Source organism: Paenibacillus sp. FSL R10-2736 (genome assembly GCF_038000245.1).
Classification (GTDB): Bacteria; Bacillota; Bacilli; order Paenibacillales; family Paenibacillaceae; genus Paenibacillus_AQ; species Paenibacillus_AQ phytohabitans.
This window is the reverse complement of sequence record NZ_JBBOBN010000002.1, coordinates 919,386-943,666: the sequence shown is the minus strand read 5'-3', so window position 1 is coordinate 943,666 and position 24,281 is coordinate 919,386. Positions and strand designations below refer to the sequence as shown.

The following is a 24,281-nucleotide window of genomic DNA, read 5'->3' as shown; positions in this document are numbered from 1 at the left end:
GCGGCTTTTTATCATTTTATGAAATTAAAGAAAATCAGCAGCAAAGAAGGCCCATAGGAGACAAGTCTCCTATGGGCCTTCTGCAGCAATCACTCCATCATTTCTTCGTGAAGATTAGTTTATCGAGGTTGCCCACATAATTCAGACTCGAGGTAGTCGAGCCCTTCAGTGAGACATACAGATGCTGCTTGCCGGTCAGTGTCTGACTGAGCAGAGCGCCTGCTGTCTTGTAGTTCCCCCAGGCTCCGCCTGTATTGGGCAGACTGACCGTTCCGATCACGGTACCGTCTTTGCCGCCCAGCCGGATCTCAGCTGTGATGTCAGCCGGGGCACGATTGGTCGGCGCATCGTACTGGATGGACACGTAGTTCTTGCCCTGTACGCCGAAATCAACATTCTCAAAGGAGAACCAGGCTCCGGTAAATGTATTGGCAACTACAGTTCCGCCGTTGTTGCCCTCAGTTTTGAGCGGATTGCTGTTGAAGGTATTTTTGGCGTCAGACCACACGGTCTTGTTCTCAAATTCCACAAGAACATCCGGTTCAGCTGCGGCCAGAGAGAAGGACGCATTGTCAAAATTACCGATATACTTGAAGGTTGAATCCGTTGTGCCCCTAAATACCAGGTAGATGTCCTGCATGCCGGTAAGATTCTTGCTCAGCGCGCCGGACACAGTCTTGTACGTCCCCCAGGCATTTGCAGTCGGCGGTGCTGACAGAGTGCCTGCAAGCTCACCGTCCACTCCGCCCAGACGGACTTCAACGGATGAATCTGCGGCCGTATTCGTTGAATTGCCTGTATACTCCAGCGACCACTGATTCACGCCCGTGCTGCCGAAGTTCATTCCCTTGTACGCCAGCCAGGCTCCGCTAAAGGTATTGGCAACCTGCTTGCCGCTGGTACCGTTCTCGGTCTTCAGCGGACCGCCGTTGGCCGGATTATTATCCGTGGACCAGGCATCATAGCTCTCCAGCTCCAGCTTAGTGTAGTCTGTCCGGATCGCCTGGTAGTCCCAGATGAACTTGTCCAGATTGGCGATATACGGACGATTGCTGTCTGTACTGCCCTTCAGCACGAAGAACAGGCTCTGCTTGCCGGTCAATGTACGATTGAGAATTGCTGCCGCCGCCTTATATTGCGTCCACCCTGCACCGGTATTCTTAAGCTCCACATTGCCGAGAAGCTCGCCGTCTACAGCCCCAAGCCGCAGCTCAAGCACCGCATCCGCCGGTGTCCGGTCAGAGTTTGCATTATACTCGACCGTAATCCGGTTTGTCCCTTTGGTTCCGAAATCGATATCCGCAAAGGATAGCCACGCGCCGGTGAAGGTATTGGCGACCACCGCACCGTTATTGCCGTCTTCAGTTTTCAGCTTATTGTTGTTGAACGTATTGACCGCATCCGACCAGGCCGTGCGGTTCTCAAATTCTACCGTCCCCGTATCCACTACCGGTGGCTGCGGTTCTTCCGCCGGGTCAGGTATAACCGGAGGCTTCACCGGTACCGGCAGCGGTTCAGGCAACGGAACTTCCCCGCCCGGCTGCTCTCCTCCAGGTTCGCCTGGTTCACTTGGTTCACCAGGGTTCTGCGGTGCCGGCTCCGGCTGCGATTCAATAGGATCAGCCAGCCACAATGAGTCGTAGATGTTGCCGTTATAGCTGTCCACCAGGTAGACATTCACCTGATACTTACTGGCGTTCACACTGAAGTTCTGCGTCAGCTCGAAGCCTCCGGACTGGACCGGTACGGCACTGGACAGCAGTGCCTGCTCTCCGCCGTCCATCAGCTGAATTACAGCAACCGCCGAGTCTACATAATCTCCTTTGAGAGTTCCTGATACCTCTACGGTCATATTGCCTGTGCGCTTCACGTCTGCCTTCAGATCGTATACATCCCATAGGATGTCCGAGGTGTACGGGACATTAGAAACCAAGGCATCGCCTGTCATGACATTCCGGTCTTCATTTGCTTGGATGCGTACTTGTACAGCACCCGCCGCAAAAGCCTGCGGTCCGACCGTCTGCGGATTCGCTGCAGCCGTCTTCCAGCTCACACCGCCGTTGGTACTGTATTCATAGTCGGCCGGGCTTGTGAAGCCCTGTACTGCCGTCCAGCCGAAGGTATTGGCTGTATCGTCCACCAGCGGAGCTGTTGGCGCGTCAGGCTTCATCATTTGCTTGACCGTCTCCAGACTGAGATCAAATGCGATATCTGAGCTGCTGAAGTTTACCTGATGCACTTCTGCGGCAAGCACGTTGATGCCTTCCTGCAGATAATCCGGATTGATCTCATAACGGTTCCAGTCACGTTCGTCGCCGACTGTAGCATTGGCATTGGTATCATAAGCCGCAGCCCCGTCCGGCATGTTCGTCCGGATAATCTCATGTCCGTTCAGATAGACTATAGCGCCGTCATCACGGATCAGACCGGCATCCAGCTCCAGTATGTCCTGCAGCTCAGATGCATTGAATGTTGTGCGGAAGTAGGACGTCGTATATTTCTTGCTTGCATCCGGGCCGTAGCCGATCACGGTTCTGGCGTATCCCTTGTTGTCGTAGCCGAGCGGTGCCTGCCCGGAGGACCAGCTGCTGTCATTGAAGCCCGCTAATGTCCAGCCACTCGCCGGGGCTTTGCCCTTATCATAATATTTCCACTCTGAACCTTCGCTGATCAATGAATTCCGGGAGAGTGTGTTCTCAATGTCAGCATCATAATCTGCTGTAGGAGGTGCCGATTTGGCCGAAGCTCCCCAAGCATAATTAGGCGTATCTCCCATATCAAATTCCAGCGTGCCCCCGTTCATCAGATCATCATAGCCGATCCAGGCCTGATCAAACGATTGACCGTTCAGGGTGGCGGATTGGATGAACCGGTTGGCGGAGGAGACATTGTCCGCTTTAATAGTAAAGGTCTTGCCATTATCCAGATGTAGGGTCAGCTCCGAGAAAACAGGTGAGCCAATCAGGAAATTGGCGTCTCCCGGATTGCCGGGAAAAAGGCCCATTGCGCTGTATACATACCAGGAGGACATTCCCCCCGCATCGTCGTCCATAGAAGGCAGATAACCTTCAGGATCAGCACGGTAGACCCGCGATTGGATCGGGTAAGCATACGGCCCGTGGTTGTGGTATTTCTGAGTAACCACCTCGGTAGTATATTCTCTGGCATAATATTGGGTCAGATAAGGATAACCCAGATAGTTGAACAGATAGGGTACGTCGATGTCGGGCTCGTTGATAGCCATGTACTCATTCCGGGCAAAGAAATCCTGCAGCTGCTTCGCCATTTCTGTCTTGCCGCCCATCAGCTTGGCCAGACCATTGATGTCCTGTGTAGCGGACCAGCGGTATGTCCAAAGATTGCCCTGATAGGCATACTTGTCCACTGCGGTTACATCCCCCTTGGCTACCGTTGTACCATTCGGGGTAAAGAATCCGGTCTTAACACCGTTCTCGTCGACCTGATTCTCATTCCACAGACTCTGATAGGAGAGTGCGAGCTTCTTATATTTCTCATATATGCTCTTATCGCCCAGCAGCGCAGCAAGCTTCATCGGAAAATAGGCACTTTTCGCCTTCTCCAGCTTGCCGGAAATTTCGCCGTCCGAAATCGAGAAGTTGTCCGCATCGACTGCCATTCCTTTTAGCGCCGTGTACACGTCATAGTCCGTGAAGCCTTTCGCATAGGCATCGAGAATGACGGCACCGTTGAATTCATTGCGCACCGTCGGGCTTGGCCAATAACCGTCCCCCCATTGCGTGTAGGTCCCTCTGGTCTTGTAAAGGTCAACCAGCGACTTCACCATGTTGTTATACTTCTGCGGCTCCAGCACAGAGAACAGGGAGTATTTGCGGAAATCATCCCAGGTCGTCCAGCCGTTATAGTATTCAAAATCCTCACCAAGCCCGGAAGCTTGGCGTACCGTATTCTCATCCCTGCCCGCCTTGAACGTTCCGGCTGAGCTGGTTACGTTCTTCGGATGCAGGTACGTATGGTACATTTGCGTATAAAATACTTGCTTATTCTCTTCATCTTCATCCTTGATTTCCACTTTGCCCAGAACATCGCTCCAGGTGCTGCGGATCTTGGCATGCTGGGCGTCAAAATCCCAGTCAGCAATATCCTGCTTCACCTCGGCTCTGGCCTGTTCCACACTTAACGCCGACAGACCGACCTTAGCCTGGATCACTTTGCCGCCATTCGTATCGAAATTAACCCAGACTCCGCTGTTCGCCCCGGTACGGACTTCTTCCGTTCCGGTTGTATCGCCCTGCCAGGAGGTGTAGGAATCGAAATCATGGTCAAACTGGATGGAATAATACAGCTTATAATACCCGTTGCCGCATACGTTCTTGGATTGGATCATGCCCGTAATTTCATTGCTGCCTTCCACCTTCAGGTTGGCATCAAGCATTCCGGCATAGGAATTGGAGAGATCCACGAGTACAGAACCCGTCTTCGCGGATGCCGGGAATGTATAGCGCTGGAAGCCGACATTGTCCGATGCCGTCAATTCTACGCCGATTCCTGATGCCAGCGTAACACCGTAGTACCCGGCAGAAGCCTGCTCACTGCTTTTATCGTACAGCTGCTTATATTCATTCACATTCTTCGTGAACGAACGCGTCTCAGGCATCATCAGGATGTTGCCGCCTGCCCCACTGCAGCCTACACCGCTGAAACGTACCTGCGAGAAGCCTTTCAGGTATTTATCCTGATAATAATAGCCGCTGAACGCCCCGCCGTCGCTGTCAGGTCCCAGGGAGACGAGTCCGAACGGCGTCGACGGTCCCGGATTCGTCTGACCGTTATCTCCCAGGGTGTTGATAAGCGGATCAACATAATCCACCGGGTGCAGATTTACTGCAGGATAGGCCGGATATTTCCCGGCATCTACCCCATATACCTGCAGCTCATACAGCCGGACAGTATCGCCGCTCGCTGCAGCTTTGCTTACATAGAACCGGAGATAGCGGGCTGTCACCGGCTGGGGCAGATACCGGTCAACGACCGTCTGCACGTTACCCTGCACAACATCCACATCGCTCCAGCTCTGGCCGTCCTCGCTCTTCTGCAGCCGGAAATTCTGTGTATTCCAGAACGGGCTGTTCGAGCTCTCATTGATACCGGCGTTGTAAACCGTCCATTGGTTAATCGTGTAATCCTTACCAAGGTCGAGCTTCATCCATTTGATCTTGGCGGTTGTATTATCGCACCACTTCGTGTCGTTCTTGCCGTCTACAGCAAATTGCGGCCGTTCATTCACATTGCATTGACCTGAGGCCGTAACTTGTGCATTCAGTGCAACATTCTTCGCCGGGACTACTTCTATACCGGCTTCCGCGGCGGATACCGTAACCGTAAAGGCAGTCACTGAATCCAGCAAGCCAAGCAGCATCAGAACCGACATCAGAATGGAGAACAGTTGTTTACGCATGAGATTCCAATCCCTCGCTTTCATCTTATAGTGAAGAGCCGGTCTGAACCAGACGGCCTACCATTACAGCCACCTCAGCGCGGGTGACCTGCTTCTTCGGCTGGAATGCGGTGCCGTCTCCCTGCATTAGCCCGCTCGCTCCCGCCTCGGCCACACTGGCCGCCGCCCAAGAGGCAATCTCCCGCGCATCAGTATAAGCCTTACCTGCCTGGACGCCTGCCCCAAGCTTGAAGTACTTCGAAGCGTTAACCAGTGCTACCGCCGCTTCCTCGCGGGTAATGCGTTCACTTGGCCTGAAAGCTCCTTCGTAGCCGTTCATAATGCCCATGGTCGCAGCCTCTGCTGCCTGCTTGGCATAATAAGCGCTTGAAGGTACATCGACAAATGGCGCTGAAGCAACATTGGCCGGTGCGCTTCCCGTACGCTCTACAGCCCGCATCAGCAGGGCGGCGAACTCAGCGCGGGTGATGCCGCGGGCCGGTTCATAATGCGCAGCGTCCACACCGTTCACCAGATGTTTGGCGGCAAGAGATTTCACGGCTGCCTCAGCCCAGTGTCCGGTCATATCCGCGAAATTCTTGTCATAGACAAGCAGTGCATATGCAGAGAAATGGGTCGCCTTGAAGGCTACCGTTCCAGCCGTCAACGTGCCAGGTACATATTCAGCACTGTTGCCGTCCACGTAATAAATGCCCGCTAGTTCCGTCTTCATCGAGGTAATCTGCGCTGGCGTCAGCCTGAGGCTAACCTCTGCCGGCTGAGCCAGCTGATGGATCTCAGTAACATTGCTGCCGTTTACCATCTGAATGACCAGCGACAGTAATACGCCAGTCGAAGCATAAGCGGCATCACTGCGGACAGACCCGCCAACCAGTGACTGGGCTTCCTTGTTCCAGCTGGCATTCAGGACAATCCGCAACCGGGTCTGATTATCATCCGAGGTCTTCATTGCACCTGCGGGAAAAGATATCGTTCTTACTCCATCCGTCAGTACAAGTCCTGTATTCCCTGCATTAAGCAGATTAAGCGATTGCTGCGGGAGCTCCAGTGCCACTCCAGCTTCTCCTGCCGTGTCCGGAAGCTCAATTGTGATCTGGCCAGCAGCTTGCTGCATAGCCTGCGCCAGCGTATCTGCACCAATCAGATAACTTCCGTTAATCAGCTCTGGCTTGATCCGGGCATTAGAGGCTTCTCCGGCTCCGGCTGGTATTGGGCTGGCCGCTGATGAAGCAGGGCTGCCCGTTCTAACGGGCTGTGACGTACCCGGATTACTCGGAGTTCCGGAATCCGGCGCCGGTGTCGGTGTCGGTGTTGGAGTTGCAGTCGGCACCGCGCTTGGGGTTGCTGTTGGAGCTGCAGTCGGTGTTCCGGGGCCCGGATTATCCTCCCCCTGAATGGTGAATTCTTGCGTCAATGCAGCTCCGCCGGAACCGGCAACGACGTTATAGCTTCCGGATGGAGCCAATAGCTGGCTTGCCGGAATTGATAACCGCTGTGCATATGCTCCGTCTACAGCCTTCAAGACATCAATATAGAACACCGTGCCGGCCGGGCTGACGATTTTGACTACGACCTGGTCACCCGGCCCAGCTGTCGTTCCAGACAGCGTGATGCTGCCACCGCGCTCAGCCGCCTTTCCGCTCAAATGGAGCGTGAAGGAGTTTGCAGCGAAGACTGCAGCAGGAGAATACAGGAACAATAAGACCATAATGGCCGCTACAACTTTTTTCACCTTCGGATTCCTCTCTTTCCTGATCACTGAAGTTCTACCGGCTTCGCAAGCTGTCCAGGCACTTCCAGGTTGTTGTTGAACTGGTCAAATACAAATACCTTGACCCGGTAGTGTTCACCTTTCACATTGTAGTACTGGGACATCGTCAGATGGCTGCTCGTAAGCGGGATAGCGTTAATCAGCAGCGGAGTATCTCCGTCCATCAGTTCGAAGACAACATAAGCGCTGCCGGTATACTCCGCGAGACGATCCAGTGAGACCTCTACCTGAAGCTGATTATCGCGCTTAAGCACACCCTTTATCTCGTACGTATCGGTATGATCATTTGGCGTGAACGGCTTGTCCGAGAGCAGTGCTGTTCCTGCTGGCGTACCGGCTGCCATATCACCTTTGATGCGCACCTGCACCATGCCTGCTGCGTAGCTGCCGTCATGGATCGGCTGCGGGTTCACCGTGACTGGCTGCCAGGTTTCGCCTCCGTCCAAGCTATATTCATAGTCAGCTGCTTCAGGGTAGCCAGGTACGAGTGTCCAGCCGAAGGTGTTGCGGGCATCGTCAATGACCGGAGCGGTCGGTGCCGCCGGATGCTCACCGCCGGAGAACACGGTAGCTTCCGAGGAATTGTCCCGCTTGTCTACGGCTTTGACTACAAACTCATAATCCACTGCCGGATTAGTTCCCGTTACCTTATATTCATACTGGCTGCGCGCTTCTTCCACGGGTACATAAACACTCCAGTTCGTCCCGAGTTTACCGTTCTTCTCATAAATCCGGAAGCCTCTGACGGCATCAGCGTCACTCTTGTCGGCTGGTCTTACCCAGGTAAGTACGGCCGCCTTGTCCTCTGTCCTACTGGCTGCTAGCCCCTCCACCGGTTCGGGCTTGCTGTCATCACGGACAATTGTGTACGTATCGAATGGAGCTGCATCGCCCGATTTGTACGAATTGATAGTGAAGCTGTCTTCCGTCATCGTGATGCCGGAGTAGATCGGTACTTTAGGCTGCTGATATACATTGGCATAATACGGATTTACACCTTTTTGGATATCGTAATATTTCGTACCGGCGGAATTATTAATCATGTACAGCGTACCGTCAGGGTTCAGCGGATTGCCGTCGCCGTTTTTTTGAATATCCGTTACCGCTTTGTCCTCATACATCTGGTACGAGCGCATGAAGGTATGGTCATGACCCTGCAATACCACATCGATACCCAGCTCATCGAACACCGGAACCATCTTCTCTCTCAGCGCCAGAATATCACTGTCCAGTGCATGGTTCCCGAGCGAATAGACCGCCTTGTGGAAAGCAACCACTTTCCATTTCTTGTCCGTTACAGCTACCTCACGCTTCAGCCAATCAACCTGCTGTTCGAAGGAATTACGCTGCCGCTCGTCCCAGCCCATGTCCATCGTGTTCAGCACCATGATATGGGCATCGCCGTAGTCGTAGGAATAGACACTGCCTGGAGGAAGCGGATCATCGATTGAATCATTCGGATAGTTGAAATGATAATAATAGTTATCGTTATACGGCCCTTCATGATTGCCGACAGCCGCCATCAGCGGAAGCTTCATCAGCATGTTCTGCGGCTTGCCGAAATAGTCCAGCCACTGTGACTCCAGCGATCCGGCATCGACCTGATCCCCTGTCATTACCAGGAACTTGGCATCCGGATAATCATCCAGCCCGTTCTTCAGTGTTTTGGCCCATACCTCATAGTCGTTGGTATTTGCACCTTGGGAGTCAGTCATATAGAGGAAGTTGTATGCCTTTTCGTTCTCCCCCTCAGTCGTGAAGCTGCCAGCGGTGCTCCAGTTTCCGTCACTGCCCACACGGTATTTATAAGCAGTTCCGGGAACAAGTCCGGTAGCAATCGCTTTATGGCTGATAAAAGCGCCTGTTGTCGAGTTTGTAATTTTCAGATTAAGCGCCCGGGTGTCAGCAGGATCTCCAACAAAGCGCTGCTTCACTGGGGAGTCAAAGTCCTGGTCTGCCGGCACGATCTCTACAATGCTGTCCATAATCCCCGCTGGTGCGCTGTCGGGTCTTTCATAGCTTGTATACCAGGCGAAGGACCGGTTGGTCTTCGCTTCATTCTGGAAGGACATTGCAATCGCAATCGGTGAGTAATCCAAGGCCTCTGACATATTATCAGGACTATAAACGAAACTGCCCGCAGATGTACCGTCTGTAAACTTCAGTCCTGCCTGCCCGTCATAGGAGATGTTCACAATCTGCCCAGGCTTCACGATGGAGCCAAGTGTCAGTGTAAGCTGATCAGGAGCACTGCCTTGAACCGCATTCAGGAGCGGAATCACAGCTGTGTCCGTCTTGACTGTGAGATGGCTGGCCAACTCGGACGAAACCGGCTGCAGATCACCCGTGAGCTGCAGTGCTACACTGGTACCGCCAGAATCTACGCTGCCGTAGATAGGGCCATTGTAATCAACCGGAAGGTAAAGGGCTGAGGCAGGTATAATCTGCTTCGTTATCCCCGGACCCGACCAGCGCAGATACAGGTTCGATCCGCCGAAATCCTCGAAATATTCTACTTTTAAGTTGTGCTTCACTCCGCCTTGCAGTGTAATCGGAGTGCTGGTCTGTTCCACATCCCAGTCGTTAGTCCAGTGGTCGATCACAAGCTGGTCGTCAAGCCACATCCGGAAACCATTGTCGCCGATCATATAGAAGGTATAGTCGCCGGACTCCGGCGCCATGATCTGGCCTGTCCAGCGGATATTTGCATCATCCGAACGTCCGTTCCATGTCTGGAGAACGGGGTCCAGATTGCTGAAGTTAATCTGGGAATCAATTCGTGTGGACTTATAATCACCGAACTCAAAGGTCTCGGTACCGGTGTAATATTGACCAAGTAATCCGTGGTCTTTCGAGGCGGATACCCCTGCAGAAGCGTTGAGTTCGAGGGAGAAAAACGTATCGGAGCTGCCGCCCCTGTCCTGATGTACCTCGGCGGCAATTACATTTGTGCCCTTCAGTAACAGAGCCGGATCGATATTGAAGTTATTATCGAGCCGCTCGTCGCCGATGGCCGAAGAAGCATAAGTATTATAGAGAATCGTACCCGTCGGCAGGTTCGTGCGGTAGACTTCCTGACCGTTCAGATACACAACTGCGCCGTCATCCCGGACCAGCGTAGCCGCGAGCTTAAGGATAGCTGCCGGGTCGTCAATCTGAAATTCCTTGCGGTAATACGATGTTGTATATTTTTGGCTTGAATCCGTGCCGTAACCGATCCAGGTGTTCAGATCCAGCCCTTTGCCGCTGCCGGCATAGCCGAGCGGGGCTTGTCCCTGCTTCCAGCTGCTGTCATCGAAATAGACATCCTGCCAGACCGTAGCCTGATCAGAACCGTCATCCAGATACACCCATCCACTGTCCTTGGCGATCAATGTTCCCTCTGCAGCAGCAGCTGACATGGGAGCATCCTCACCGGCAACAAGAGATATTTCTCCGTCTGCACCGCTGGCGGCAGGCTCTGCAGCAGATGCTGATCCTGAGTTATCCGTTCCCTCAGCCGGATTAGCACCTGTGTCTGCAGGCTCTGCACTGGCCGGTAGTAACGGCACATAACCAGCGGTGAACAATGAAGCCGTCAGCAATGCAGCTGCAAGCATTCGGCTTAGCAGCTTAAACCTCTTCTTCACTTCTTTTCCCCCCAAATGAAAGTTATGATCATTTGGAAATGATACGTTTACCGGGCGAACTGTTCAATGCATGCTTGGTAAAGCCAGGATGAATTTTATGTAAAATTTGAAGAAAAGTATTTGGAAATTAATTCATTATAATATATAATTATTCACGTTTTTCCAAATCACCTCTCTTACCCGCTACTGCCAAATAACCTGTGTCCCTTATAAGTAGCCGACGAAGCAGGGTTAGTTGTAATTCCGGCATTCTAAAAGGAAATGTAATCGGGAGGTTAAAACAGCTATGAAATTTACTATGAATTCCAGCAGGAACAAACAGCTTGTGTGTATATTTATCTCAACAAAAAGCAGAAAAGCGTTCCTCCATAACCGGAGAAACGCTTTTTGGTTTATTTTGCAGCCGCTTTAATGAGACTCCTCATCCAGAAACGGCTTATTCACATAGTAATACATCACGCCCATCAGCACCCCGCCGCCAATGAGATTCCCGAGCGTAACCGGGACAAGATTATGCACAACGCCTCCCCATGATATGGTGCCGGGGTGATCCAGCACGAGGGCAATTGCGAAGGTACACATGTTGGCAATACTGTGCTCATAGCCGGAGATGAAGAAACAGAAGACGAATAGAACCATGGCGAACATTTTGGCTCCGTCGCTTTTCATCGACATCGGGACGAAGAAGGCCAGACAGACGAGCCAGTTACAGAGAATAGCCCGGAAGAACAGCTGCAGCGCCGGGGCTTCCATCTTGTGAGCCACCACATTCAGCAGAAACCCGTTCACAGAGGAATCATAGAATAATCCGGTCAGAAAAATCAGCAGGGCGAACGCCGTAGCCCCAAGGATATTACCGATGTAGCTCACTACCCACATCCGCACTACCTCAGTCCATGCCATCTTGCGTCTCAAGGCCGCGTAGGTGTAATAGAAGGTATCTCCGGTAAATAAATCTCCCCCGCCGTAAGAAATGAGGATGATGGCTGCGCCGAACGTAATCGCAGCCATCGGATAGGTCATCGGCGATTGTTCCATATAGAAGAAGTTGCCGGTCTTAAACGCTACGATAACGCCGAATCCGATAAACATGCTGGCGAGCATGGCTCTGGCAATATACCGCAATATGCTTTGCCGGAAGATCTTCTGTTTCTTCAGTGCCAGCTTCTCCACCTGCAGCAGTGCCTCGTTCTCCATTTGACCTCCGTCTTAGCTTCGTATTTTCAGTGATTGTAGAGGCTGCTGTACAGCCTCCGGGTTATTATACCCAATAAACCGCTGGAAATTGCTTGAACCACAGAGCGTCAATATTTATGGAGCCTGCACACTATCCGAACCTGCCTTACAGGCCTCTATCATCCGGGTCATTCAGCCTGGCAATAGCTTCCGCTTTCTCACTGCTGGCTACGACGATAAGCACAACTATCAAACATCCCAGAATCATCCGCTTATCCCCTCTTTCTCCACAGGTCGCCTTAGTGACAACTTATGTGGGAGAGCGGAGCATTATGAATGCTGATTATCATGACAAAAAAAGCCCGCTGATCCCCATCAGCAGGCTTATTGCAATCCTTCGTATATGCTTACGGGCCGCAGATCAAATCATCAGTTCAAAAAGCTGCTCAGCCCATTCTCCGCCTGCTTCAAAGCCTGCGGCTGCGAGCCCTCATTAAGCCCGAGCCGGTTGTTCAGCTGGGTGTTGATGGTCGTCATTTTGGACGTATAATCCTGGCAGCTCTCGATAATCCGCCGGTTGGACTGCTCCGAGGTATCCAGGGCACTGAGCAGATCGCCTATTGCCTGATTCACAGCTTCGAGTGACATGGACGGCTTGGAGAGCAGCTCCGTGGTCTTCTCGGTAGTTGTACGCAGCAACCGTGCGTTCTCCTTGAACTGATCCTCGATCGTCTTGTTGGTGGCTTCCACAGCGTTAATGACATTCTCCTGATCAGCCAGGGACATGGCAATCATCGCCGACACGGTGATCAGGTTAGAAGTCTTATCAATCGCGTTGTTTACGGAATCGATCAGCTTATCATTATTGTCATTGATGATATCCGTTGCCGCAATCGCCTGATTGTAGAGCAGAATCATTTCAGTCATGGACTGAATCCGTACCATTACCTTGCGCAGTCCCCGTTCCAGATACGCCTTGCGGAATTCGTTCTCCGGCTTGGCGATTTCTACCTCGAACAGCTCCTTCAGCTTGTTGCCGAAGGCAATTTTGGTCTGCAGATTATAAATCTCCTCCATCGAGGTGCGCTTCAGCTGGCGCATGTTGACGATGCTCTCTTCCAGCGTATCGCGGCCGTCGCGCAGACCGGTAATGATGGCATCAATATTGGTACGGACGGACTGATATTTGTAGACATAATTTTTGAGCGGACTCTTGCGCAGCATTTTGCCGAAAAAGCTGACATTCTTGCTCTGCTGCAGCGTCTCGCACTCATTACGCAGCTTCATAATCATATTCGGCACCTCCACCCGCTTGCCGCTCATCAGGTCATTGACCGGACGATCCAGCAGCTTAAGGGTTTGTCCCGCTTTTTCCTGCGTCTTCACGCCAAGCTTGCCGATATCATCCATCAGGGAATCCAGGGCTACAGTATCGGTCTTGGACACCTTCTCAATTAACTGGGAAGCTTCCTCCACTACCTTCTGTTCATCTTCTTTTCTCAGCTCGATCAACTGCGTGGACATGGTTTTCCTCCTCCTATAGTTCGGAACTGCTGTAACGCTGATGAATCAGTTCCGCCTTGGTCTGAAGTTCCATCAGGTCTTTATGTTCGATCGTAGACGCAATATCGGATATTTTGGTATCGACATCACGCAGACCGTTCAGCAGCATTCTCCGGTTTCTCGTCTTGGCTTCGCCGCCCAGCCTCAGGAACGGATTGATCACACCGTTGAGATCCTTCAGCACCAGTCTGCGGACGGTGTGGTTGATCTCGCCGTTGCCGAGTTCCTGCAGCAGAGGAATCACACGCTGCAGTCTGGCGAACAGCGCCAGTGACTTCTCGACGATCTCATTGTCCAGCGTATCCTTCTGCCCTTCAGATATAATCATATCCTCCAGAATGCTAAGATACTCCACTACCGGAGCGAATTCCGCTCCGATGGTAATCTCCCCTCTGGTCTCAGCTCCCGCTTTGACCGCAGGAGCCTGTCCCGGCGCCGGGAGTTGGCCTGCGGCCGGGGCGCTGCCAGCCGGGGACTGAAGCGCCCCGGCTGAAGCTGCAGGGGCCGCTGCCGGCTCTTGGCCGGCGGGAATAACCTCCACCGGGAGATTCACTCTTGTGCGCCTGAAGCCCGGCACCGCAAGGGCGGCCCCGGCAACCGGAAGCAGCAGCGAGATCAGCTCGGGCAGGAACCCGCTGGTCAATACAGCCACAACATAGCCGGCCCCGGCGTATACCAGTACTTTGAATTTAGCTTGCATTCCTTCTCACCTCTTATGAGCGTGAATGCTCCACACTCAATTCACGGAATCCGTAACCACGGATTCTCCGTTTATTTTCATGATCAGCGGCTGTTCAACATGGCTTGCCAAGACATTGTGCGCGAATTCTACAGGCTGAACTTCGCCGCCCAGGGCGCTTTTGACTGCCAGATAAGGGAAGTTAATCCCGGACAGACACGAGATATGCAGGCCCCCGGACATCCGCGGATTAATCTCAAGCAGCTTGGGTACATCGCCGCTGTATTTCATCTGGACATTGAAATTATAAGGAATCCGGTAGGTCTCGGCCACCCTGCGGGCAACCTCTTCCAGCTCCGGAATATGCTCCATCAGCCGCAGCCGTCCGCCCGCCTTACGGCGCGGGACAGCGGCAAGCAGATTGCCATGCGCATCTGCCAGACAATCAATACTATATTCATATCCCTCCAGCAGCTCCATAACCATCAGATTAGGAAAACTCTCCGCTCCGGAAAGAATACGGTAAGCGTCCTCGAAGGAAATCAACGGCGTTACATGTCCAAACAGCTCTTCCAGCGGGCTGCGGTTATTATCTATAATCCGGAATCCGAGACCGCCCTCTGTTTCGGTCGGCTTGAAGCACACCTTATGTCCCTTGGATACGAGTTCTTCATAGGCTTCCTTGAACTGCTCTGCATTACTTACGACATGATAATCTGGAATCGTCATGATTCCGTTAGACTTCACACTCTCATAGAACTTGCCTTTATCCATAATCATTTCCAGCAGATCCTGATCGCGGCAGACCAGCACCTTCGTCCCGATGGCATCGAACAAGGACACATGCCGGGCGATATCCAGCATATGCAGCCGCGGAACGAAAATATCAATCTCATTGCGGCGGCAAAAATCAACGCAGAACTGCACGTATTCGATTCCCGTAAGCTCAGGCTCGGCCCCCGCAACATCAGCACCCTGCAGCGACATATGGCGGATATCCGGGTGGGTGGCGAATATTTGAACCGGGATGCCGTCTTCATTGTTCCGGATGAGATTCATGTAATGAAAAGCCACGGAAAACCAGCGATTGAAATAAATATTTACCTTTTTCATTGTGGCCCAACTCCCAATGCTGTCAAATTATTATAAATCGTTTGAACATACTGCATAATCTCATCCCCGGCAAATACACCCGATTGCTTCGTGAAAGGATACTCTAAGTTTACTAGACCCGCCTGCTGCTCGGCAAATATTTCTCCGTGACAGGGGGCAATGGCATAGTCCGCAGCCGCCAGCAGACTCTTGTCCAGCAGGGAATCGCCTGAAGCGACCATCGGCTCTGACCGGACGGTACGGCGGACATGAAGGATCGCGTCACTTTTGTTCACGGCCTCCGGCACAATGTAGAGCTTGCGCCCCTGCAGCGATACCTTCCAGCCCAGTCCATCCAGCCGCTCAGCCATGCGGGTGATCTCATCCAGCGGCAGAGAATCACGGTGCACTACGAAGGTGTAGAACAGCTCGTCACAATACCGCTCGCTGGTAATCCATTCTGCCCGCACTACAGAGCGGACAATCCTGCCGGCTTCCTCAGCCGGCACGGACCCGCGTTCCACCAGCCGCCCGACAGCCGCCCGCCATTCCTGGTCCACTACCCCGTTCACGAGAATGTTGCCTCCATTACTGGTAACGGCATAATCCGGAATAACGGTCTCCTGGAACAGGTTGATCCGCCGGTACTGCGCGATGGTGCGCGTAGTCACCGGCATGAAGACGATCTTCGCCGCAAGCTCTTTCAGCATATCCAGAGCCTGCTGCGATATATACGAGACCGTTCTGCCATCAATCACTTCGGCCGGCACCAGACCGGGGGCATCCCCGGGAACTCCGATGGCATTCAGAGAGTAGATCAGCGTACGGTCCAGATCACTGGCGTAGATCATTCACTCTCCCCTTTCAGCGGCTTAATGATCCCGCAGCAGGAATACGTCAGTCCGGGGAATACCTCCACAGGTACACCACGGTCTTCGGCCAGCAGCAGAATATGCCGCAGGTTGGGATTGTCCAGCCGATCAACGAGGATTCTCCAGGGCACTCTGCGCAGCAGCACACGCGTGGTCTCGCCAACCCCCGGCTTCACCAGATTGATATTATCAATGCCGAAGGTCTCCTGGATACTGCGTATATCAGCCAGCCCCTGCCAGGTAATCTCCGGAGGATCCGCCTGCATCTCTTCAGCAAGCTTCAGCCCCTCCGCAGCCACCTCACGAAAATAAGGAGTCACAGCTTCCACGAATACATTAGACAGATCACTATCCAGCCATTCCTTATAGAATTTGGCACCATGGAACTCCTCCGGTCCGATCAGATCGTCGCGGAGCACGGTACGGCTCATCAGACCGGATACCGTAGAGTTCAGGCAAGCGCTTGGGATCAGATAATCCTCCCTTGTGCCGAAGGTTCCCGAACAGTATCCGGGATCGGCGAGAACCGCCAGATCATCATTCAGGGTAATCCCATATTTGCTGTACATGCTCCCGCAGGCCTCGATCAGCACCTGGCGGATAGCCCCTTTGCCGGTCCAGCCGTCAATGAACTGCAGCTCCGCATCGCTTCCGTGCTGCTGCAGCATATATAGCACAGCGTTCTCATCGATACCTTTACCCCGGATAATCGAAATACTGTAATGCGGCAGATCCGCTTCATAGCGCTCCAGAATATACCTTTTGATCAGCACGCCTATCGGGGTACCTGCTCTGGCCAGTGAGACCAGCACCGTATTCGCCGTTCCCCGCTGAGCCACAATCATCTCAGATACGGCAGCTACTGCAAGCGCCACCTTCCTCGCGGTATGCTGCAATGTCTCATGGAACAATTCGATATACTGCTCCGTCGGCTGGTATTCTACAGGGAGCATCTCTGAGTAATGCACGCCCGACTGGATAGCTTCCTCCCGTTCGGCTGTTCCCCGCTCCAGGGATACATCGCTGAGGTCCTTGAGCAGAAAAGTAACATCTGAAGCAGGGTAGCTGCCCAGCGGAACCGGAGGGGATATTCTTCTGTTCATTATCTCTTCCATTTCGATTCCCTTCATATCCGCGAGCCTCCAGTTTCAGGTTCAGAGGCCAGTATAATAAGATGCACCTTATTGCCTGCCAGCCTCTGCAAAATATCCGTCATCGGTTCAATCCGCTGCCGCGGCACATCCCGCTCAAGCAGCACAAAGATATCATCATACTGGCCGGGATCCACATTATAGATGAAATTGGTGATTTCTGTGTCGCCTGCGGACGGATACGCTGCTGCACTGTGCACACCGTAATCGGCACGGCGCTGCGGATGGATCGGACTGCGGGTAGAGGATTGATAGGACACGCGCTCACCCATCTCCGCGGCAATCCGCATCGGCAGATACATGAACTCGCCTACGCCCATCACCAAAGTGCGGGAGCCTTCCCGTAAGTCACGGAGCTTCCCGGCCACCCTGCTGACGCCTTCGTCAATCCGCCGGTTATCTGCAGATTCCAGACCAAAACGGCCGCTGTATTTCAAATAGGGGGAGAGATTCACAACACCCTGCGCATCCGCAGAGGACACCTGCAGCCGCTCTAACCCGTCCTGTATATACGTGGTCACTAGCTCTGCAACTGCTGCGGATGGCTCTGCGCTTCCGGCTTGCGGCTTCAGCAGAGGGGTTCCAGTCACCTCAATGCTGCCCTGCAGCAAAGATAAGGCGGTGATTCTAATTCCCAGCTCCTGCTCCAGATCACGGTAAGCCTGAATATTCGCGGTGCTCCGCCAATCCAGAAGCGAAGCCACTACATACTCCCGGCGCGGGAATTTGGACTGGATATCACGAATGGTATTGATCGCCGTATTGCCGGTCGTAATCTCATCATCCACCAGCACAATCGGCTCTGTTCCCGATAACAGCTTGGGATTCAAAGCATAACAGAGATGATCTACAGCATGGGAATGCTCCTCTTCGAAGGTAACTACCGACTCCAGTTCAGGAATATTCTCACGGGTCGTATGAATATATGAGGCTCCGCCGGCAAACATGTTGTACATGCTGTGACCCAGAGCGGTAGCGGTTTCGGCAAAGCCGATAAATAAGGCAGGCTGAGGCAGCACCAGACGTGCAGCAAGCAGATCATGATAGGCCTCTTCCGCGAATTCAGGATGAATCAGGCCATGAACCGCCTGGCTCATCAGCTTGTCCATGATCTCCCGTTCAGCGCTATCCGCACTCATCTCTAAGTACAGGAGAAGGGCAAGTGCCGCTCCGCTAAGCAGAGGGGTATAGGGACCTACAGGAATATGTTTGCCAAGCACTTTGCTGACGAATAGAAAAGAGCGTTTCTTGTTGATACGGGCGGCCATGGAGAATAAGGCTTCCACGGGCATATGAAAGGGGTTGGAGGTTTCCGTTACCGTAACCTGCAGATTCTCGACGATATTAAACGTGTGTATATTCGTTCTCGGGTAGTAATCCGACAAAATGCTGTTGTTCATGTAACACCCCGTATATTTGAGATCGTAGTAAAATACGTCTAGCCCAGTTCAAATGCGGCTTAATTTCATTCATCTTGTTGTAATATTCGCTCTTGAACACTCCGCGGCTGCCATCATTGCTCTCCACAATACTTAAGGCGTCCACATATTCTTCATGCATTACTGTATACATCGCCTGCACGGGTCTGAGATGGGAAGGATGAATGATCGTTTTGCCCACAATACCGTTTTCCTTGTCCAAAATCACTTCACGGATCAGGCCATCCATCGAGCTGGAAATGTATTTATTTCGCATCTCACGGCCATGTTTGCCATAGGTATCTTCAAAAGGAGTCTCGCGAAGCTGAGGACGCAGAACCCGGTGTCCTTTGCTGGCGAAGTATTCCCACACGGGTCCTGAGATGACATACCCTTCTTCCACACGGCCAAATATATTAATAATATCCGACATGCAGTCGCGGATCGGCGTCAGGTCATAGATGCTGATATCGGGACTGCGCCGCAGTCCGAACAGGCTGGAGAAATCCGTTGCTCCAATTCTGACATTGAGCACATATTCGCGGTATTGCCCCAGCAGATCACGGATGGCCAGCAGGCTGTCCAGCCGGCTCTCCCGGTAGATGATTGGAGCATTCTCCAGAATCGGCATTCCGTACAGCACAGGGGCTGAATAAGTACGCGTATTATTGTAGTCGGCAATGGCCTCAAAAAATTCCATACCGTTCAGGACAGAAAACTTGGGAAACACAAAACCGGTCAGCATCGTTATTAAAGAACCCAGCCGGAAAATCAGATCCCGCAGCTGCTCCGGATTGCGTACACGGATGAACAGCAGCGGCAGAATGCCACCCCGCTCAGGATCATTTTCGGCGTAAGCGGACAGGAAGGCGAGATGCCTCACCACAGATTCTTCGGCATAGTCAACCTCACCATCCCCTATGGCATCCTCCAGATCTATGATTACCGTAACGAGCCCCGAGGCTCTCAGCTTAATAATATCTTCGGCAACACTGGACCTTGTAGCAGGCATATAAAGGGCAGCTCCGACGGCATAAGCCAGTAAATCCTTGCTGGTTGTATGATCAAATGAAACCGGCGGAACATGAAATAATGAAGTTTCCTGTTCTTGCGTAAGGTAATCGAAATATCTCAAGGCCTTTCCCCCTTAATGTTGTGCCAAGCACAAAACGAATAGCCTCTCCATATAGAGACAAGCAGAACCGGCTATGCCGTCCTCTCGGGGACGGCATCCGGCTTTCTCAAATACAAGCAAAGGCCATGCTATAACATATAACGATTACCCGGAAGCACGCCGGAGTCCACCCTTCCCGTGAACTCCCCGGCTTCCTGTACAGCTATGAATCTAAAGCTATCCATCAGGGGAATCAGGCTTTGCGGTTCGCCTCTTTTTTGCGTTTACTGGCGCTGTACACAATGGTACCCACAAACACTGCAATCAGAACCGTGAAGAAGATCACATGCGGCATCTCATACCCGAACGCACCAGCAAGCATTTTACCGGCAATAAGTGCAATGAGCAGGAAGGCTGACTGTTCCAGTTCAGGGTATTTAGCAATCAGCTTGAGGAATACCTGTGCCACGCCGCGCATCATCAGCACGCCGAGGATACCCCCCAGGAATAGCACCCAGACTTGATTACTAAGACCGAATGCAGCAACTACGCTGTCAATACTGAAGGCAATATCCATTAATTCAACCAGGAGCACCGTCCTCCAGAAAGAGGTGCCTTTGTTCTTCGTCTCCCCTTCTTCTCCGCCACTCTTAAACAGACCTTTATAGGCAATGTAGAAGAGATACAGAGCACCTAGAGCCTTAACCTCCCAGAATCCAATCAGGAAGGTACCCAGACCAATCGCCAGGAATCTGAATAAATAAGCGCCGAGTATCCCGTAAAACAGTGCCTTACGCTGCTGCTCTTTCGGTAAATGCTTAACCATTACCGCCAGCACGAGCGCGTTATCTGCGGAGAGCAGGCCCTCCAGCAGAACCAGACTCCCGATAATCCCCCAGCTGACAGGATCAGAGAGCGTCGCTACAACATCACTCCAGGAGAAGAAATGCCCATAATTCTCACTGATACTCCTAAAAAAATCACTGAACCAGTCCATTCCACTTGCGCCTCCGGTAAAATAAAATTATTTGCTGCCTGCTACCCAGCGAAGCCCCCAGCCATAGGCCTCATCCATCTCCTTATGACCGCTGAAATATTGCACAAGCCGTTCAATACTGAAGGTCTCGTTGCCTACATTCCGGATCAGCGCGATGGCGCACATGCCCTTACGGTTGTTATGCTCGTCCAGATTAACGACAATATCCGGTCCTCCATCCTGCTTCAGGGTAACCACCCCATCCGCCTCGGACCAATTGGTAACTCCCTTGTAAATAAAAGAAAACACTAAAATTCTTTCGATTTGTGCAACCTTACTTCCGTTTATACGCAGATTCTCGCCGGATGTTACGGAGCCTGTCCGGTCATCCCCATCCAGCATGATGTACGGCGGCTGCTGCAGGTTGCCGAACGCATTACCCAGTGCCTGCACAACTCCTTTGCTGCCGTTCTTGAGTTCATACAGGCAGGCAAGATCGAGATCCACGCCGCCCTTGTTACGGCTGAACAGTCCACCACCCTGCTTCTGGTTCCAGTTCAGGTTGATGACGAGCTCACCGAGACCGGAGGCTGATTTCTTCAGGTTGATGGAATCGCCCTTCTTCTTCAGCTCAATCTTCTTCAGATTGAGATTCAGCGGCGGTGCGGGAGCTTCCGTCTGCTTCGGCGCAGGCGGAGGAGGAATTACTATAGCAGGTCTGGCTTGCTCCACCTTCGGTGGCGGCACCTGAAGCGGCGTGCGTTCCGGCGGTGCCGTCTTCTTCTCAGGCTGCGGTGCAGCCGCCGGAGCAGGCTCATCCTCCACTTCTATGCCATAGTTGCCGCACAGCGCTTTGAGTCCGCCGGAGAAGCCTGCAACGATCGCACTGAATTTCCATTCTTCGCCGTATCTATATAATTCTCCTACCACAACAGCTGTTTCCACAGAGAAATGATTTCCCAGGTTACACCGCAGAATTTCCGCCCCTGTCGCCTGATCCAGGATCCGGCACTGGGCCTCGCTCATCTGTCCGAACATTTGCTTGCGGTTCTCGCCATCATACAGGGTAAGGGTAAAGGCTATCTTCGCGATACCTGCAGGAATCTTGTCCAGTCCCACCTCGAACTGCTTAAGTCCCCCCGAAGCTGCACCCGGCACATCCTTATATCTGATATAAGGCGTAGACGGGTTATTATAAAAGATCAGATCATCGTCACTATTTACTTTGCCTTGCGCCCCGAGCAGGAACGCAGAGGCGTCAATATCCATGGAAGATGGAGCTTTCCACCCGATCTCTACAATGATATTGCGGATTCCCGGGTTTCCTTTGGTCAGGTCTGCTTTCTGCCCTTTAACTACTTCAGTACTCATTCTTACGCCACCTTTATAAATGGATAAGAGTGCAACTTATACACTTTTGTCTATAAAAAGGGCAGGATCGATGATGATCCCGCCTTTGAAGCATTATTGTGCATCCAGTCCATAATTCTTGCATAGAGCGCTGAGCCCGCCGGCAAACCCGCTGCCGATCGCCTGGAACTTCCAATCCGCCCCATGGCGGTAGAATTCACAGAAGACAACAGCTGTCTCGGTGGAGAAATCCTCACCCAGGTCAAACCGCAGAATCTCGCGGTCGCTGGAAGCATCTACAACACGAACAAATGCGTTCGATACCTGTCCGAAGTTCTGCACCCGCGTCTCATAATCATAGATCGTCACTGTAATCCCAATGCGCTGAATATTCGCCGGCACCAGGCTGAAATCTACAAGAATCTGCTCATCGTCCCCGTCGCCTTCACCTGTACGGTTATCGCCTGTATGGGTTACAGAGCCTGTCCCGCCGCTTGGGTTGTTATAGAATACAAAGTCGTCTTCGCCTTTGGCTTTGCCGTCCTCATGCAGCAGAAATGCTGAAGCATCCAGGTCGAAATCCTTGCCGCCGCTATACTTGTTTGTATCCCAGCCAAGTCCTACAACTACCTTCGTCAGGCCCGGATTGGTCTTGGTAAGATCAATCCGCTGTCCTTTGGAAAGACTGATCGTCACTGGCAAAAACCTTCTTTCCTCAAAGATTTAATTCCCGGAGTCATCAGGGTCTTATTGCAGACCGTAATCACGGGTCAGTCCGGAGAGGCCGTCTTTGTAGCCGCTGCCGATGGCATTGAATTTCCACTCTGCACCATTGCGGTACAATTCGCCGACAACAACGCCGGTTTCAACGGAGAAATCTTCGCCCAAGTCAAAACGGATCAATTCTTCACTGTTCGCATCATTCACGATACGCACATAAGAACGGGAGACTTGTCCAAAGTTCTGGCTTCTGGCTTCCGCTTCGTAGATTGTAATGGTGAACGCAATTTTATCAACATCCGCAGGAACATTGAGCAAATCAACTTGAACCTGCTCATCGTCTCCGTCGCCTTCACCTGTGCGGTTGTCGCCGGTGTGAACAACGGAAGCGTTCTCGTTCTGCTTATTGTTGAAGAAGATGAAGTTTGTTTCTTTATCCACTTTGCCGTTAGCATTGGTCAGGAACACAGACACGTCGAGGTCGAAGTCCTTACCGCCATCGTATTTATTCGTATCCCATCCGAGGCCGACTGTAATTTTGGACAAGCCCGGATTAGTTTTGGTCAAATCGATTTTTTGTCCCTTGGATAAGTTAATAGCCATGAATAGAACCCTCTTTTCTCAAATTGGAATTAGATATAACGTTCAGCCAGTTGATTGATATGTGCTGCGTGCGCGCCTTCACCGATAGCTGCGAATTTCCACTCTTCGCCATGGCGGTACAGCTCGCCGCAGATCAGTGCCGTGAAGCCTGTGTAATTGTCCGTCAGATTAAACTTGATCAGCTCGCCGTTCCCGGCTGCGTTGATAATCCGGATATACGCCGATTTGATCATTCCGAAATCCTGCTTGCGGTTCACCGCATCGTAGATGTTAACCACAACCAGAACCTTATGGACATCGGCAGGAATCGACTTCAGATTCACCATGATCTGCTCGTCGTCGCCGTCTCCTTCACCCGTCAGGTTATCTCCCGAGTGAACTACAGAGTTGTTCGTATTCTGTTTGTTGTGAAAGCAGACGAGGTTCAGCTTATTGGTCAGCTTGCCATTCTCATTCAGCAGCAGAGCGGAAGCATCGCAGTCCACATTCGCCTGTTTCTTGACACCAAAGAAGCCTCTTGCCGGTTCGGCAGGGTCCCAGCCCAGTCCTACGATAACGTTAGACAGTCCGGCATTCCCTTTAGTTAAATCGATCTTCTGACCTTTTACCAGATTGATTCCAGCCAACTTTACGTACCTCCGTTTCCAGTAGTAATCACTGCCTGTAAGTCCTTCTTGCGGGTGTTATATCAGTGATACGATGGAGAAACGCCTAAGTTTCATCCAATTGC

At 52.3% G+C, this 24,281-nt stretch carries 16 protein-coding genes; all 16 read right to left on the bottom strand.

What is annotated here, in order from left to right; all coding sequences use genetic code 11:
- Positions 1-97: 97 nt before the first annotated feature.
- The 16 genes from NSQ73_RS32220 to NSQ73_RS32145 all read right to left on the bottom strand — a co-directional run bounded on the left by NSQ73_RS32220 (position 98) and on the right by NSQ73_RS32145 (position 24,177).
- Positions 98-5,437, bottom strand: a complete 5,340-nt coding sequence (locus NSQ73_RS32220) for a GH92 family glycosyl hydrolase (RefSeq protein WP_340990256.1) — start codon at positions 5,435-5,437, stop codon at positions 98-100.
- Between the two features lie 25 nt (positions 5,438-5,462).
- The gene (locus NSQ73_RS32215) at positions 5,463-7,169 is read right to left on the bottom strand and encodes an S-layer homology domain-containing protein (RefSeq protein WP_340990254.1); all 1,707 of its coding nucleotides are present in this window, start codon (positions 7,167-7,169) and stop codon (positions 5,463-5,465) included.
- A 23-nt stretch (positions 7,170-7,192) separates the two neighbouring features.
- The gene (locus NSQ73_RS32210) at positions 7,193-10,837 is read right to left on the bottom strand and encodes a PA14 domain-containing protein (RefSeq protein WP_340990252.1); all 3,645 of its coding nucleotides are present in this window, start codon (positions 10,835-10,837) and stop codon (positions 7,193-7,195) included.
- Between the two features lie 408 nt (positions 10,838-11,245).
- A complete protein-coding gene (locus tag NSQ73_RS32205; RefSeq protein ID WP_039299406.1) occupies positions 11,246-12,034 on the bottom strand; it encodes a formate/nitrite transporter family protein in 789 nt (262 codons plus the stop codon).
- Between the two features lie 408 nt (positions 12,035-12,442).
- On the bottom strand, positions 12,443-13,537 hold the full coding sequence (locus NSQ73_RS32200) for a toxic anion resistance protein (protein ID WP_039299403.1): 1,095 nt from the start codon (positions 13,535-13,537) through the stop codon (positions 12,443-12,445).
- A 13-nt stretch (positions 13,538-13,550) separates the two neighbouring features.
- Positions 13,551-14,276 (bottom strand): hypothetical protein, encoded by a 726-nt coding sequence (locus NSQ73_RS32195; protein WP_340990250.1) that lies wholly within the window; start codon positions 14,274-14,276, stop codon positions 13,551-13,553.
- 36 nt (positions 14,277-14,312) lie between these two features.
- Positions 14,313-15,368, bottom strand: a complete 1,056-nt coding sequence (locus NSQ73_RS32190; RefSeq protein ID WP_340990248.1) for an ATP-grasp domain-containing protein — start codon at positions 15,366-15,368, stop codon at positions 14,313-14,315.
- Entirely contained in the window at positions 15,365-16,198 is an 834-nt protein-coding gene (locus NSQ73_RS32185; RefSeq protein ID WP_340990246.1) for an HAD family hydrolase, read from the bottom strand. The genes NSQ73_RS32190 and NSQ73_RS32185 overlap by 4 nt, the downstream gene beginning before the upstream one ends.
- The gene (locus tag NSQ73_RS32180) at positions 16,195-17,349 is read right to left on the bottom strand and encodes a cysteine protease StiP family protein (RefSeq protein ID WP_336102886.1); all 1,155 of its coding nucleotides are present in this window, start codon (positions 17,347-17,349) and stop codon (positions 16,195-16,197) included. Before NSQ73_RS32180 ends, NSQ73_RS32185 begins: the two co-directional genes overlap by 4 nt.
- Positions 17,346-18,638, bottom strand: a complete 1,293-nt coding sequence (locus NSQ73_RS32175; protein WP_340990716.1) for a phosphoribosyltransferase family protein — start codon at positions 18,636-18,638, stop codon at positions 17,346-17,348. The genes NSQ73_RS32180 and NSQ73_RS32175 overlap by 4 nt, the downstream gene beginning before the upstream one ends.
- Before the next feature lie 76 nt (positions 18,639-18,714).
- Complete coding sequence (locus tag NSQ73_RS32170; RefSeq protein WP_340990245.1) at positions 18,715-19,923, bottom strand: HpcH/HpaI aldolase/citrate lyase family protein; 1,209 nt, start codon at positions 19,921-19,923, stop codon at positions 18,715-18,717.
- Between the two features lie 232 nt (positions 19,924-20,155).
- On the bottom strand, positions 20,156-20,899 hold the full coding sequence (locus tag NSQ73_RS32165; RefSeq protein ID WP_042132991.1) for a TerC family protein: 744 nt from the start codon (positions 20,897-20,899) through the stop codon (positions 20,156-20,158).
- A gap of 27 nt (positions 20,900-20,926) precedes the next feature.
- On the bottom strand, positions 20,927-22,249 hold the full coding sequence (locus NSQ73_RS32160; RefSeq protein ID WP_076243522.1) for a TerD family protein: 1,323 nt from the start codon (positions 22,247-22,249) through the stop codon (positions 20,927-20,929).
- 93 nt (positions 22,250-22,342) lie between these two features.
- A complete protein-coding gene (locus NSQ73_RS32155) occupies positions 22,343-22,924 on the bottom strand; it encodes a TerD family protein (protein ID WP_042132987.1) in 582 nt (193 codons plus the stop codon).
- 51 nt (positions 22,925-22,975) lie between these two features.
- Entirely contained in the window at positions 22,976-23,551 is a 576-nt protein-coding gene (locus NSQ73_RS32150) for a TerD family protein (protein WP_042132985.1), read from the bottom strand.
- Between the two features lie 29 nt (positions 23,552-23,580).
- Complete coding sequence (locus NSQ73_RS32145) at positions 23,581-24,177, bottom strand: TerD family protein (protein WP_042132983.1); 597 nt, start codon at positions 24,175-24,177, stop codon at positions 23,581-23,583.
- Positions 24,178-24,281 lie beyond the last annotated feature (104 nt).